This is a genomic window from Vibrio sp. R15-SG3-ISO1A, from assembly GCF_059833955.1.
Genome location: NZ_JCBDGH010000077.1, coordinates 1 through 15,490 on the forward strand (window position 1 = coordinate 1; position 15,490 = coordinate 15,490).

The window sequence follows — 15,490 nt, forward strand, 5'->3', positions numbered from 1 at the left end:
ATTGGAATACAAATGGGGCAACAGAAAGCTTAATCCTAAAAAGGCCAAGCAAGACAATGCCGAGATGGTCACCGCGACATCAATACTGACATCGACGTTCTTGCGTAAGTCATCCAGCTGCTTAGAACCAATCGCTTGGCTAATGGTAATGGCCGATGAGACGGCCCACGCCGTGATGAACTGATTACCCGCCTTAACCCAAGGCATAATAATGGTGATCGCCACGTAGGAATAAAGCGGCAACTGCGAAAAAGTCAGCATGTACAGTGTTGCGCCCGTCATCAGCATAGTGACATTAGCCGCCACGGGAAAGATCTCTTTAAAGTGGTTGATAGCGTTGCGCCGCAATGACGCATCCAAGGTGCGCAGCGAGAGACGCACATGACTGCGCTGTAAGCAAAGGACGAGAAACAGCAGCCGAACAGTAATCGCCACCAAGCTTCCGATTGCCGCCCCTTGTACCCCAACGCCTTGCCATGACCCCATACCGTGAATCATCGCGTATGAAACCGCGACATTAATGGGCGCTTCAAGTAAGTACCCTTTAAACGGCAACTTGGTTTTCCCCAGTGCGTTAAAGAGGGCAATCATCACCTGCGTCGCCGCGTTGATGACCACAATGTACTTCGCCACCGATAAGTAACGCGCGGTTTCTTGCTTTAAAAGGTCATCATTGGTCAGCGCACTAATAAGCGCACTGTCTGCGAGCGTCAACAAGGCTAAAAACAGCACAGCAATACAGCCATTAATCAAAATCGCCGCCCAGAAGCCCTTATTCAGCTCACTCTCTTGACCAGAGCCAAACGCGCGACTGAGCACCAATTGCGAGCCATTGGCAAGAGAGATTTGAATCCCGAGTAAGAAAGAGACGATGGTAAACGCGATCCCCATCGCCGCTAGCGATATCTCACCAAGCGGTGACACCAACAAGGTGTCGATCATCAGCATGGATTGCATCAGCAATGCATTGAGTGCTAAGGGCCAAGCAAGCGATAGGTTTTTGCGAACGTAAGGGTTAAGGGTCATGGTGACGACTCAATTTCCAATGCTTAAACAAACGAAAAAACGTCACCGAAGCGACGTTATTGGGGTGATTCTTTTTCAAACGACTTGCGCTAAACGCTGGTTCTCATCATTCAGTAGCGTTTGAGAGGCGAGACGCGCCGCATCCGATTTTCCTGCCATGATCGCATCGTAAATGCGTTGGTGCTCGGCTAAACAAAACCGTCCGCCTTCTGCCGACTCATCAATAAACTCGCGGAAGATAGTGGAGAGGATATTGCTAAACGGCAAGAAAAACTGATTACCTGTTGACTGAAAAATCAGTTGGTGAAATAAGTGATCGTTTTCTGTCCACTGCGCCATGTTGTGGCTCTGTGCCGCAAAGGTCATGCGCTGAAACACAATAGACAGATCTTTACGCTGAGCGACCGAGGCATGTTTCGCGGCAAGGGCGCACGCTTCTGGCTCAATCGCTTTTCTCAGTCCGAGGAACTGCGCAAGAAAACGTTGATTATCCTCTAAATCTTGGATCCATTCCATCAACTGAGGGTCAAGAAAATGCCAATTATTACGCCCTTGAACTCGCGTTCCTACCCGGGGTTTGGACTCAATAAGTCCTTTGGCGGACAAAAGTTTGATCGACTCACGTAATGAGGTTCGACTGACACCAAAAATGTCACACATCTCCAGCTCACAAGGCAACTTTTCCAGAGGCTGCAATCCCCCCGATAAAATGCGCCGAGCGATCTGCCGCGCGACTTGAACGTGAATTTTACGGCTTGAATCCTCGACTGAGGTAAATGTCGCCATACAGTACTCCCGATGCACCCAATGATGACCAGGTTCACGACAAGGCCATAGTGAGCACAGACACAATGATATAATCGAAACACTCTCAGCGAGAAGAACGCTTGAATTATAAAAAGCCAGTCAGCGTCGGCTTTTGGGTCAGACGAAGGGTTGCGTGGAGAGAAAAACACACCAAACACCATTAATAATACAATAATATCAATTTTTAACAACTTAATTTCTCAGCAAAATAACCACCCAACAAAATAAACCCTTGTTTCATTTAACATTTGTGAACCAGTTCAAACTCAAGAAATAATGCGCCGATTTAACACGCATTTAGTCACAAAAAGGGGCAAAAAACAGACACAAACCGACCCTCTCTACGTGCTAGATTGAGCCTTTTGAGTGATCGCGCGAGCCTTTATGGCACAAAGAGTGTGAGTCAATCGTGCTTTGCAAAAGCAATGGTTGGTCAATGGTGAGAAGAGTGCTATATTTAGGCTTAAATAATACTTATATTTTAATTTAAACAGGTCGAAGAAGTAGCAATATGGTGACTGGAGCTTTTAACTCAATCGTAGGTTCAAAACGTAGCCTGCACGTACAAGTCGCGAGAGAAATCGCTCGAGGCATTTTATCTGGCAAATTGGCACAAGGCTCTATTCTCCCTGGTGAGATGGAGTTGTGTGAACAATTTGGCATCAGCCGCACTGCCCTGCGCGAAGCCGTCAAATTGCTGACCTCGAAAGGCATGCTTGAGTCACGTCCTAAAGTCGGGACCAAAGTGGTCAACCGCGCCTACTGGAACTTCCTCGACCCTCAACTGATTGAGTGGATGGATGGTCTAACAGACACTGACCAGTTCTGCTCACAGTTCTTGGGTCTGCGCCGTGCCATTGAACCCGAAGCTTGCGCACTTGCCGCCATCCATGCGTCGGCCGATGAACGCATTGAACTTTCCGAGACCTTCCAACAGATGGTTGAGATTGCCGAAGCTGACGTGTTTGACCAAGAGCGCTGGATGGAAGTGGATACGCGATTCCACAGCCTGATCTTCAACGCAACCGGTAATGATTTTTACCTGCCTTTTGGTAACATTCTTACCACCATGTTTGTCAACTTTATTGCGCACTCGTCAGAGGAAGGCAGCACTTGCATCAATGAGCACCGCCACATCTACGATGCGATCATGGCGGGCAACCCAGACAAAGCGCGTCAAGCGTCTATCGTTCACCTGCAAGATTCGAAGCACCGCCTCGCAGCAGTGAACTGATCACTGGCACATATCAAACTCAAAGCCCTCGCCGATGCGAGGGCTTTGTCATTTTCAACACAACTCATCCAACTTACTGCAAGCCTAGCGCACTTCTATCTCGCCTAACCTCCCAAAATTTCCGCAAAAGTTGACTTAAATTTGGACTTCACCCAGCAACAGGGGCTATCATAAGACAATTCATTTTGACTCGTTGACTCACATCGCTCATGACCGAATCTTTACTGCCCAATATTGTCCAATTTATCGCGCAAATTGACCCTTTTGATAAGCTGCCTAAAACCGCAGTGCGTGAATTGGCAGGGAATGTTCAGATCACCTATTTGTGCAAAGGAGACACCGTGGATCTATGTAAGGAGGGCAAAGAAAAATCCCTCTACATGATCCGCACCGGCTCAATGGAGCAACGTAAAAAAGATGGCGTCTTGCGCGCCAAGCTCGAAGCTGAAGATATTTTTGGTTTTACCTTCCTCTCAAAAGATGTCGATAGTAACAGCGATAAAGGCTACAAAGCGATTGCGCTAGAAAACACCCTGCTCTACATCGTGCCTCACTCAGCCCTGAAGGCTCTGTTTAAGGCACACCCTGAATGCGCAGAGCACTTTGCTTCCCAAGCTCAAGTGCGGCTTAAATCTGCATTAGATGTGGTGTGGTCAAACAAAGAGAAAGGCATCTTTATCAAGAAGGTCTCTGAGGTTGCCAGTGGTCGCGTCGCGATTGGTGATGCCAAAGATTCCATCAAGAAAGTTGCCAAAGAGATGCTGATCAAACGCTCGCCGTGTGCGGTGATCTATGAGGACGAAAAAATTGTAGGTCTCATCACGGACCGTGACATGACCAAACGCGTCATCGCACAGGACGTCAGCACCGATGAACCAATTTCCAAAGTCATGACACTGTCGCCGCTGACCATCAGCCCAGATGATCTTGTGATGCACGCTGCCTCTATGATGATGCAGTTCAACATCCGTAACCTGCCTTTGGTCAAAGGCAACAAAGTGGTCGGTTTGCTTACCACCACCCACTTGGTGCAAAACCACCGCGTGCAAGCCATCTTCTTGATTGAAAAGATTAAATACTCAGGCAGTATCAAGACATTGGCCAGTTACACACCGGAAAGACAAGCAATTTTCGAAGCTCTGGTCGAGGGCCATGTCGCACCAGAAGTGATCGGTAAAGTCATGACAATGATCATGGATGCCTATACGCGCCGTTTGATTCAAATTGCTATCGACAAATTGGGACCGCCGCCATGTGAGTTCTCTTGGTTGGTGGCCGGATCTCATGCACGTAATGAGGTTCACATGCTGTCGGATCAAGACAGTGCGATCGTTCTCGCCGACAACGCCACCGACAGTGATAAAATCTACTTTAAACACCTGGCGATGATGGTCTCCAATGGATTAGCGAGCTGTGGTTACCCCTTATGCCCTGGCAAGTACATGGCCGCGACGCCCAAATGGTGCCAGCCGCTGAGCGTTTGGAAGCACTACTACAAAAAGTGGGTCGCGAATCCAGAATATGAGCGCCTACTGAATATCAGCGTATTCTTGGAGATTCGCACCGTCTACGGCAACAAAGAGTTTGAGCAGATCCTCCGTGATGAGTTGCATCGCAACATCCGTGAGAACCATGCTTTCTTGAGTATCCTCGTCAATGATTCGGTGCAAACCAACCCACCACTCGGCATCTTTAACAAGCTCGTTTTAGAAAAATCTGGCGAGAACAAGAAAACACTCAATATTAAGAAATACGCCATCAACTTGATCATTGATTTGGCACGAATCTATGGTTTAGCGGTGGAGTCTGATGTCTCTGCAACCGACGAGCGTTTTAAAGCCGCGTTTGAAAAAGGCATCATGAGTGAAGATTCGTATAAGAACATCTTGCGTGCCTATCAGTTTATTCTCTCATTTCGCTTTAGCCATCAAGTGGAAGCGCTCAAACGCGGTGAGATAGCAGACAACCACATTAACCCCGACAGCTTCGGTAGCTTCGAGCGCAATCACCTAAAAGATGCGTTCCGTATCGTTTCTGAGCTACAAGACGGGGCGAAGATAAGGTTTGGCTCACGATGATTCAGCTCTTTAATCGCTATTTCCATCCGCTGTCCCATCACATCAAAGCGCGCGAGCATTACCTTGCGAATGTTCGTCTCGCCGATGTGTTTTACCCGTTGGTGAAACAACCCGAACTCAATTTGTCGACGCTTGCAAGTGACTACGACTATTTGGTTGTCGACCTTGAGACGACGGGCTTAGACAGTGAAGTGGATCGAATTCTATCGATTGGTTGGGTCACGCTCTCCGCAGAGTCTATCGATATGACCTCGGCACACCACTACTATGTTAACAGCCGTTCGCAAATCAAAGCCGAGACAGCAGTCATCAACCACATTACGCCACAAATGCTTGAAGATGGCATTTCGATTCATGATGCGATGAACACCTTCTTTGAAGCCGCACACGGCAAAATACTCGTCGCGCACGGTTGTATGGTAGAGAGCAATTTCATCAATCGTTACTTATCTAAATCATTTGGCCTGAACGCTTTTCCTCTCACCTGGCTCGACACCTTGTGTATCGAAAAGAAGATGGCAAAAGCGATCAATCACCACGAAGAGATCGACGTGTCGCTCTCAGCCACACGACAACGCTATCAACTACCCGAATATTTCGCCCACAACGCCCTCACGGATGCGGTCGCCACGGCAGAACTTTTATTGGCGCAGAAAAAACGCATCGCTTCCCACAAGACGGTGACGCTGAGCCAGTTGTATAAACTCAGTCATTAACTCGGTTTTCCCGCACCTTAAACACACTGTATGAAAAAAAATGATGTCTCGTTCGCCATCTTCCTGCTGGTTGGCGCAAACTTACTCGCTTCACTGTCTGATGTATCGTTAAAAATCCTCAATGGTGAAGTCCCGACATTTCAATATGTCTTCCTCCGTCAATTGATTAGCCTTACTCTGCTACTGCCCTTTTGGTGGTCACTCCCCAAGCAGCGCCGTCGAATGGGCTGTGATGGCATTACCTTTTGGCGCGCACAATTGATTTTATTGGGAAGCGCATGTGCCATGGTGGCCATTACTCACCTACCCTTGGCGACCGTGAATGCGATTTTCTACGTTGGGCCACTGTTAGTGTTGCCGCTTTCCATCGTCTTTTTGAGAGAGCGCCCTTCCGCGGGCAAAATTTTTGCCACGCTACTGGGCTTTATTGGCGTTTTGATTGTCTTGCGCCCGGAGCACTTTCACTGGGCGGCCATCATCGCGCTAGGCAGTGCACTCGCCATGGGGGTGGGGAATATTCTCATCAGACGTATGCCTCAAGAGCAACCCTTGGTGTGCACTCTGTTTTGGACCACCTTGATGACTCTGCCCATCTCCGCCCTGATTGCCTACCTTGAGTGGCAACCTATCGAATGGCACCACGTAGGCTGGATTGTAGCGATCAACCTGTTTGTGCTGAGCTACCATGCCCTTGTTGTACAAGCCTTTCGCCGAGCCCCCGCCAGCCAAATCGCGCTCGCCGAATACTCTGGCCTTGCCTTTGTCACTCTGTTTGGCGTGATGTGGTTCGATGAAATCCCTGATTTTTTCACAGCGCTAGGCATAATACTGATTATTGTTCCTATGATGCCAATACGTTGGAAACGGTGGATAAGAGGAAAGAGAAGAGACGTTGATTTAGCGGTTTAGCTATGGAGTATAAAAAGAGGTGGGAAGACCACCTCTTTTTATCGATTACTGGTCGAGAACTAGCTCAAAGAATCGTACCTGTGCATAGTCTTCTGAGTCTGGGCCACCATAAGCGCAGCCAGACGAACCGGTATTACACTGGTTGTAAGATCCCGCCTTAAAGTACATCCAGTCGGTGCCGTAGCCCTGGTCGATTTCATGCCCTTGGTACTGACCTGCGGTCAAATCGATGGTGACGCTTTTCGTCTCTTCATTGTCTAGTCCCGGGGATTTGACAAAGTTGAGCGTCATCATGTCACCTTCGACAATCACTTCATAAGAAAAGACTTCATTGAGCGCAATGCCATCGCGTGGCTCTGGATCACCTTGACGCAGGTTGTGCTGACCAAAGACATCATGTCGAATGTCTTTGCGCAGCTTTGATTTTTGCTGCTCAAGCGGTGGATTCAGTTCGTAGTTCCAACTGAGTGAACCCAGGTTGTGTTCCGGTAATTTTCGGTAAATGATTTTTAGTGGCTCATTCTTTGAGCCATGAATCTGCCCAATCACAGTCGCAAATGCACCATTCTTTTTATAATCACCACTGGTACTCACCCAGTCCACAGCTAAAGTCGCCTTCAAACGCCCCCCAATTGAGCCATACTCGTCGGCTTGAGGATGCGATGCGACGACGAAGTTGTTTTTAGGCTCCCCGTAATGATCAGCAAGCATCGCTCTTAACTCACTGCGCGCATTTTTACTGTTAGGTGTGGTTGGCGCTGTGTTGGGCGCTTTAAACACCATAGCGCCAGTTTCTTTATCGGTATAGAACCATTCTGAATGCTCATAATCCGATAGCTTGTCTTTCTGGATTTCTGCCGCTTTTCCTTTGCGGCTCCCCTCTTCTTCCGTCATCGGTAAGGTGATTTTCCAGTTACTCAAGTCGAAGTTTTGCCCTGGTTTTACTTCTGGGTTTAGGTTATCAAGCAATGTTTGCACCGATTCACCGAACGTTGGATTTGGTGAGGACTGCGCGAAAGCGCTGGGTGTTGACGTGAGTAGAATGGCAGTGGTCAGTACGCTGAGTGGTAACTTTTTCATGTTAGTCTCTTAGTCTCATTCTTAGTGTAAAAAAAGCTGGGCACGCGGGGCCCAGCAAATTAGGTATTTGATAAGAATTAGAAACTGTAAGTAATACCTACGCGGCTACGTAGTTGGCGGTCTGTGCTGTCATCACAAGAACTGTTGCATTGCACATTACCGAACTCGACGTATGGTCTCCAAGCAGACCCAGACTCTTTATAACCAATCTTCACATTGAAGTCCCACTCGTACTTGCCATCTTTATTTCCTACTGACCACTCGTCATTGAAGAAGTCTTCTTTGTAGTTCGCTTCGAAGCCAAATTGCCATGTGTCCCATGTGTAGTCGACGTTACCAGTAATTTTGCTGGCGTTAAGTGAAGAGTGCTCGTTACCATCTCTACCTTCTTTCAATGTCCCTTCTTTATAATCACGGAACTCGTGGCGGTAACGAAGTTTCGTCGTAATACCTGAGTCAAACTTATACTGAACACGTACTTGAGGTTTATAAGTAACATTATCACTACCGAATGTTACTGGCATTCCCACTGTTACACGCCAATGATCATCTAGGTTGAAGTTATAACCGTATTCAATCTCATTATCCCCTGCTTGCCAGTCAGAGAAAGGCTTCCCTTTCTGTTTGGTTTCCGCACCAAAGTAGTGGTTGCCTGTTGAGCCACTCATTTTAACTCGGCTCGCATAATCGCCGCTATCGTGTTTGTACTCCTGTCGCACATCGAGCGAAGCTGCCGATACGCTTGCCGCTGCTAGAGCACTGGCGAGAATTACAGAGACTTTTGATACTTTGTTCATTGTCAGACCTTTATCGTTTTGTGTTAATGTATGATCATATTATTTAGAAAAGTTCAGAAATGATCCGTGATGAAATTCACTTTACGCGATATAGATTTTATTAAAGTCAATAAACCACAGGACCAAACAAACGTAACATACTGATATATAAATATTTAACAATATAACCTATCATTTTATTGACTTGTCTTTTTGTGATATAGCGCAAATCACAAACGAGTGAAAACGCTAAATATGTCTTTTTTGTATTATTTATGAACAAAATTATGGAAAAATAACTTGTAAATGTACTTACCCATAGTTCGAGAACACTCTAGGTTACCCAACGTTAAGCACTGATGAGACGACCCCCGCATTTCAGCTACGCTCCTCTTATAGTAAAATGTAAGTCGTGTATTAAGTGTTGCTTAACGTGTCGCTATACTTAAAGTCCTAAGATCAAGTTGATTGTTTTTGTTTGGATACAAAATTCCGGGGTACGAGGAAGAGTTTTAATTATTCAAATCAACGGCTAATAATTCTTATTTGATACCACCTTTGTCATGCATGCTATCTAACAAGTAAATCTGGTTTTACATCGTTCATATGGGCGTAATTCAAACAGATAAACACCAAGTGGAAGTTGCAATAATCCCTCCCGGAGCTTTTTAGGTCGTCGCTCTTCAAGATCGATAAAGTCAGCAGAATTATGTGTAGGTGGGTCATGTACTTAGTGAACTAGGGCGCATCTGAGATGCACCCTAGTTCACTAAGAATCAATGATAGCTTGGTCATCACTTGGTATGGTCATATGCCACACTGACGATTCCACAAAGCTTATTTATATCTTAAACCTTGTAATTAACGTATCTACCTCACCATTTAAGCTCTGGATGTTGCTAGCTTCGCTGACTTGCTTTTCACTGATGGTGTTTAACTCATTCACAAGATCATTGATCTTGTGAATATTAACATTCACAGACTGAATAACCGTATTTTGCTCGCTGGAAGAATGGGAAATTTGACTATTAAATTGGTTAATGATGTCTATTTCATTATCTAGCTTGTGAAGCATATCCACTGCGTGTTCGATCTCTAAACGCGTGGCTAAACATTGCTCTTTGGTTTGTTCAATCGACAGAACCAGGCTACTCGATTTATGACTTAGCTTGGTTAACGCAAAATCAATCTCCGACGTGCTCGTTTGCGTGCGGTTAGCTAACGCACGAACTTCGTCAGCAACAACGGCAAAACCTCGCCCATGTTCTCCGGCTCGGGCCGCTTCGATAGACGCATTTAATGCCAACAAGTTGGTTTGTTCCGCGATGCCGCCAATCACTGTTACAATCGATTGGATACTTTGAGCCTCGTTCGCCATTTCGTTGATATCTTGAAACGTACTGCCAATCAACTTTTCGAGTTCTTCAATGTGAGTGCGAGTTTCGCTGTTGATCGCTTTGGATTCATCACTCAACTTCGTCGCTTGATTGGCTGTCGTCGCCGCCGATTCCGAATGCTGCTCGACGACTTTTGACGTTTGTGCGAGCTCATCCACCGCAGTCACAATTTGGGTCGTTTCACCAGAATGGGTATGTAACACCGAGTGGGACAATTGACAGCTTTGCTCAATTTCAGAGGTACTCTTAGACAAAGAACGCGTAGCACTTCTGAGCTCTTGCAACATACTTTGAATATTGCAAATGAACGTATTAAAACCGTCGGCTATTTCTGCTAGATCACCGTGGGCTCTGACATCGAGTCTTTGTGTGAGATCGCCTTCTCCTCTGGAAAGGTCTTTAACCAACACTTTCAAGTCCGTGATGGGTCGATAGATGTGATGAAGCAACACTAACACGATAAACATAGTGACCAACAAGGCAGCGAGCATAGTCAGGAAGGAGTGTCGACTTGCTGAACTAAGTTCTGAGAGCGCGATTGCCTTATCCATCACCGCGATAAGTTGCCACTGCGAATGTTGCCCCACGTCAATGGAGGTAGCAAACATAAGAGCTTGAGTATCTCCTAGCACCGCCGGCACAAATGCCCCATTTTGTGATGTGCTCTTCAAGCCTTCTAAGTATGGCGCGATTTCACTGTCTGCTATTGAGGTTTGTGCCGCGACGCCATCAATCGTCGACGCAATAATCAACCCTTTTTGATCCACAACCAACGCTCGTGCTCCATTGACACGTTCAAGATCGGTCAATTGTTGGGTGATACCAGAGAAACGGATGTCTCCCAAAATCACGCCATTATCTAACGTATAAGTTACACCTATCATCGGACTTCGGTCACTTTTTGTGAAAAACACGTCACTAAAGCCGAGTCCACGTTTTTTCTTGGCTTCCTTGTACCAAGGTCTGGCAGTTGGATCGTACTTACTTTTGATACCAATCCCATTCGGAAATGATTCTTCAGATGGCCTTGATGTGAATGAACGACCATCATCAAAACCCACCATTATTTTCTCGATACCACCGAGTTGATACGCAAGATAGACCAATTTTTCGTTACGAATGTCTTCGACATAACCGCTTTCGTACTCTTTTGCCAAAGCAACCACAGTATCGATCGTTCTTTCAATGTTCGATTCGAGTTCATCCACCTTTTTATCAAGTGCAGTGTGGATATCTGCGACAATTCGACGTTCAACCTGCTCACTAAGTTGAAGATATGACAGGTAGTGAGTCACCAACAATGAACCCGCCGCCGTGGTCAAGACGGTCAGCATAAGTTTGGCTTTAAAGCCGAGTTTTAACCGTTTATACATGAAGATGCACCGTATAATGAATAGACAACAAAAAGGCCTCGATTAGAGGCCGAAACATGACTAGTAAGGTTGGTAAAGCAACTCAATGTCCCGTTGAGCCCAGACTTCGGCAAGATTTTTCTTGACCGTATGGGCATCAAAGTTAGTTTGCTTGGCGAGGTTGACCCATTCCTGGTTACCCGTGGCGATGCCGCCTTTGAGGTAAAGGGGGGTCATGCGCTCAACACGTCGAGGGTTATCTTTAGCGGTGTAAGGCCAAGGGGCGGCGGGATCGTGGTAATTGGCCATCAGTTGAATGCCCTTAACTAATGAACCGCCCTTGTCGTTTTGATAGTGCCACAAGTCAATCCCGACTTTATCGCCAAGCTGGGCCAGGCCAACCAATGGATCGAGACTAAAATAGTGATAGTGATAAGCACGCGTGCGAGAGATTTCGTGCGGCTGTGAACCATCGGCGTCAAATTGGGTGTCGACGCGCATCTTACCTTTTTGCACCATCTGTTTCGTCAGTGCTTCATTGCCTAAGAAGTAGGCGATACCACCGACTTGGTAGTCATACCAAGTACCATGATTGTTCGGTGCGTAAGCTTCACCCTTTGGCCCACCTGCCAAATCATCAACGATGAGCCAATCTAAGTAATCGCTGTACCACTGTTGAATGCTTTGCTCATCGCCTTCGGTCCAAGCGGACGATGTCGAAACAATCGCGATGGCATCGAGCATGCGATCCGCCAAGGTGCGTGTATCAATAATTCCACTTCGACGTCCGTCAGCGCGCCCCGGGACACCCTGACCAAAATTCACATTGGGGTTCATCTTGGTCTTAGGATCTATATACCAAGTGCGAATGTATTCGATTGCCTTCTGGGCGTATTGCTCTTCTTGACTGAAGTAGTAAGCCAGCGCCAGCGCTCTAACCGAGCGGGTAAAGTGGCCAATTCGTCTTGAGTCTGTCTCATTGGTTTTCGACGCCGGGTTGGTTTTACCATCATGACGTATCCAAGGTAAGCCATCTGCTTTAGTTTTATCTGGCCACCAATATGGGCTAATGCTCAAGTAGTCATTCTTGCTGCCACTTGGCGGTGTCATTCCCTTATCAACGACTGAGAAAGGCCCGTCTTGCATCGCAAGTTCCGCTTCTTCCAGCAGACGTTGATACGCCACTTTCATCGAATCCGGTGCCTCTTGGGAATGGAGAACGGCGCGATTTTTTTTGATGACATCCTGATCCAAAAAGACAAAATTCGCTGACAACGCTTGGCTGCTTAACAGAGCCGTCGACACGATAGCGGCAAGACGTAGAGGTTTCACATTAAATTTCATGTTTTTCCTTGTTTTTTACTTATTTGTAGTATTAAAATACTAACAAGGAAATAAAATGTTTCTGTGATTCATTTCCGATTTTGGTAACAAAGCAGTGACAGACCCATCATCATTTGGGCTTTGATTTTGCTAAGTGACTGATTGTACGGGGTGATGGCAAGAAGTGGCGAATCGCCACCGAACATAAAATGTGCGCTTGATTTGATTTTTATAAAAAACAGTTTCATTTTTAATAGTCATACATTACTATACACAGCGTTGGATGTTGAACAGTTAGCAAAAAAGACGGCTGAACAACGCACTAAGGCAGGAATAGCGACCAAACAATGCAAACTTTGACCACCATGCTCAAAGCTAGTTTGATTGGAACGCTGGTATTAAGTGCTCGTGTGTTGATGGTCGCAACATTATTATTGCTGTTTGTTTCGAAGGTGTTATTGGCATTGTCGATGCTCTCTACTCAGTGAAACAAGCAGCGAAGTGAGTTTTAAGTTCGCTCCCAACCTAATTAACAATAATATTTTCTGGACACAGCCTCGCTCCGGCAGCTTAAACGCTCGAAGATCTGGTGCTGCAATCACGGCTCAAAAGACAGGACATCGCTCACCCCCGTTCCGTCTTTGCGTCTTGATGTGTATCACTGGTTTAAGTGTAACGACGATGGTGATTATCCAGACGGTACCCATACCGTTTGCGCCCACATATTACAGGCAATATGTGGGCGTTTTTTTATCCTCTTTACAGTCCTTCAGAATAAAACATACAAATAAAACGGCATTTCAATTTTCAACCCTCGGAAAAATTGAGTGTAAGTCAGGGCTTTCTTAGTTTGTGACTTCTGATCTCGATCACTTGTATGATTTATTCGTTCGCTATCGCTCGATCACCGATCACAATTTTGAGTTATTGTAGTACAAATGTGTTTTGATCTGTTTAAGATATCGACGTGACATTACATAACATTACAAAGGTCAAAAGATGGAACTCAATACAATTATTGTCGGCATCTATTTCCTATTCTTGATAGCAATAGGTTGGATGTTCAGAACCTTTACCAGTAACACCAGTGATTACTTCCGCGGGGGCGGCAGTATGTTGTGGTGGATGGTTGGTGCAACAGCGTTTATGACGCAGTTCAGTGCATGGACCTTCACCGGTGCAGCGGGTAAAGCCTACGCAGACGGTTTTGCGGTAGCCGTTATCTTCCTTGCCAACGCGTTTGGCTACTTGATGAACTACCTCTACTTTGCACCGAAATTCCGCCAACTTCGCGTTGTTACGGTAATTGAAGCGATTCGCATGCGTTTTGGTAACTTCAACGAGCAAGTCTTTACTTGGTCTGGTATGCCAAACAGCGTTATTTCAGCCGGTATTTGGCTAAACGGCCTAGCGATCATTGCTTCTGGTATTTTCGGCTTTGATATGACCACCACCATTATTATTACTGGTCTGGTTGTATTGGTGATGTCGGTCACCGGCGGCTCCTGGGCGGTAATTGCCTCTGACTTCATGCAGATGGTGATCATTATGGCTGTGACCGTGACGTGTGCGGTTGTAGCGGTTATCCAAGGTGGCGGCGTGAGTGAGATCGTTAGCAACTTCCCGGTACAAGAAGGCGCGTCGTTTGTTTCAGGTAACAACCTCAACTACCTAAGCATCTTTGGTATCTGGGCATTCTTTATCTTCTTCAAGCAGTTTAGCATCACCAACAACATGTTGAACTCTTACCGCTACTTGGCGGCAAAAGACTCCAAAAATGCGAAGAAAGCCGCTCTACTGGCGTGCATTTTGATGACAATGGGTCCACTGATTTGGTTCATGCCGTCTTGGTTTATTGCCGGTCAAGGTGTCGACCTAGCGATGCAATACCCTGAAGCAGGCAAGAAAGCGGGTGACTTTGCTTACCTTTACTTTGTCCAAGAGTACATGCCAGCGGGTATGGTTGGTCTACTGATTGCGGCGATGTTCGCTGCGACCATGTCATCCATGGACTCTGGCCTCAACCGCAACTCTGGTATTTTCGTTAAGAACTTCTACCAACCGATTTTGCGTAAAGACGCGACAGAGAAAGAGTTGGTGCTTGTATCGAAACTGACTTCTACCTTCTTCGGTATTGCGATCATTCTCGTTGCACTATTTATCAACTCACTCAAAGGTTTGAGCCTGTTTGATACCATGATGTACGTAGGTGCTTTGATTGGCTTCCCAATGACCATCCCTGCTTTCCTTGGCTTCTTTATCAAGAAAACTCCGGACTGGGCTGGCTGGGGTACGCTGGTTGTCGGTGCTATCGTCTCTTACTACGTGGGCTTTGTGATCAATGCAGAAATGGTCGCAAACTGGTTCAACCTTGAACCACTAACAGGTCGTGAATGGTCTGACTTGAAAGTGGCGATTGGTCTGATTGGACACCTAGTGTTTACAGGCGGCTTCTTTATCCTAACTACCCTGTTCTACAAGCCTCTTTCTGAAGAGCGCCAGAAAAACGTCGACAAGTTCTTCGAAAACTTGGCAACACCACTGGTTTCTGAGTCAACGGAACAGAAGAAACTCGACAACAAACAACGTCGTATGCTGGGTTCTCTTATCGCAGTAGCTGGTGTGGGTGTGATGGCGATGTTCTTACTGCCTAACCCGCTATGGGGACGCTTCATCTTTATCCTCTGCGGCGCAATTGTCATGGGTGTTGGTCTACTGCTGGTCAAAGCGGTCGATCAGAGCATTGAAGACAAAAAAGAGTCAAAATCTGCGACAGCATAAACGCTCTCTTT

General features: G+C 46.4%; 11 protein-coding genes. 5 read left to right on the top strand and 6 right to left on the bottom strand.

What is annotated here, in order from left to right; genetic code table 11:
- Both AC6R0L_RS12880 and AC6R0L_RS12885 read right to left on the bottom strand, forming a co-directional pair.
- Nucleotides 1-1,026 (bottom strand): MATE family efflux transporter (locus tag AC6R0L_RS12880; RefSeq protein WP_500629355.1); only part of this gene is annotated, 1,026 nt, incomplete at its 3' end.
- Nucleotides 1,027-1,101: 75 nt separating this feature from the next.
- The gene (locus tag AC6R0L_RS12885) at nucleotides 1,102-1,812 is read right to left on the bottom strand and encodes a FadR/GntR family transcriptional regulator (protein WP_500629356.1); all 711 of its coding nucleotides are present in this window, start codon (nucleotides 1,810-1,812) and stop codon (nucleotides 1,102-1,104) included.
- Between the two features lie 535 nt (nucleotides 1,813-2,347).
- On the opposite strand from AC6R0L_RS12885, the gene AC6R0L_RS12890 reads away from it, so the two are divergent.
- From AC6R0L_RS12890 to AC6R0L_RS12905, 4 genes are all read left to right on the top strand, one after another.
- Nucleotides 2,348-3,067, top strand: coding sequence for a FadR/GntR family transcriptional regulator (locus AC6R0L_RS12890; RefSeq protein WP_500629379.1), 720 nt, complete (start codon nucleotides 2,348-2,350; stop codon nucleotides 3,065-3,067).
- Between the two features lie 209 nt (nucleotides 3,068-3,276).
- The gene (locus tag AC6R0L_RS12895) at nucleotides 3,277-5,145 is read left to right on the top strand and encodes a DUF294 nucleotidyltransferase-like domain-containing protein (protein WP_500629357.1); all 1,869 of its coding nucleotides are present in this window, start codon (nucleotides 3,277-3,279) and stop codon (nucleotides 5,143-5,145) included.
- Nucleotides 5,145-5,861: a 3'-5' exonuclease gene (locus AC6R0L_RS12900; RefSeq protein WP_500626930.1), complete on the top strand. Its 717-nt coding sequence runs from the start codon at nucleotides 5,145-5,147 to the stop codon at nucleotides 5,859-5,861. Before AC6R0L_RS12895 ends, AC6R0L_RS12900 begins: the two co-directional genes overlap by 1 nt.
- Nucleotides 5,862-5,891: 30 nt before the next feature.
- On the top strand, nucleotides 5,892-6,770 hold the full coding sequence (locus tag AC6R0L_RS12905; protein WP_500629358.1) for a DMT family transporter: 879 nt from the start codon (nucleotides 5,892-5,894) through the stop codon (nucleotides 6,768-6,770).
- Between the two features lie 45 nt (nucleotides 6,771-6,815).
- Here AC6R0L_RS12905 and AC6R0L_RS12910 read toward each other — a convergent pair whose 3' ends face one another.
- The 4 genes from AC6R0L_RS12910 to AC6R0L_RS12925 form a co-directional block, all read right to left on the bottom strand.
- Nucleotides 6,816-7,850: a polysaccharide lyase family 7 protein gene (locus tag AC6R0L_RS12910; RefSeq protein ID WP_500629359.1), complete on the bottom strand. Its 1,035-nt coding sequence runs from the start codon at nucleotides 7,848-7,850 to the stop codon at nucleotides 6,816-6,818.
- A gap of 77 nt (nucleotides 7,851-7,927) precedes the next feature.
- Nucleotides 7,928-8,647 (bottom strand): oligogalacturonate-specific porin KdgM family protein, encoded by a 720-nt coding sequence (locus AC6R0L_RS12915; RefSeq protein WP_500626838.1) that lies wholly within the window; start codon nucleotides 8,645-8,647, stop codon nucleotides 7,928-7,930.
- A gap of 820 nt (nucleotides 8,648-9,467) precedes the next feature.
- Nucleotides 9,468-11,396 carry a methyl-accepting chemotaxis protein gene (locus tag AC6R0L_RS12920; RefSeq protein WP_500629360.1) on the bottom strand — a complete coding sequence of 643 codons (1,929 nt, stop codon included), beginning with the start codon at nucleotides 11,394-11,396 and terminating at the stop codon, nucleotides 9,468-9,470.
- 60 nt (nucleotides 11,397-11,456) lie between these two features.
- Nucleotides 11,457-12,719, bottom strand: a complete 1,263-nt coding sequence (locus AC6R0L_RS12925; protein ID WP_500629361.1) for an alginate lyase family protein — start codon at nucleotides 12,717-12,719, stop codon at nucleotides 11,457-11,459.
- A gap of 978 nt (nucleotides 12,720-13,697) precedes the next feature.
- Between AC6R0L_RS12925 and AC6R0L_RS12930 the strand changes: the two genes are divergently transcribed.
- The gene (locus AC6R0L_RS12930) at nucleotides 13,698-15,479 is read left to right on the top strand and encodes a sodium:solute symporter family transporter (RefSeq protein WP_500629362.1); all 1,782 of its coding nucleotides are present in this window, start codon (nucleotides 13,698-13,700) and stop codon (nucleotides 15,477-15,479) included.
- Nucleotides 15,480-15,490: the final 11 nt, after the last annotated feature.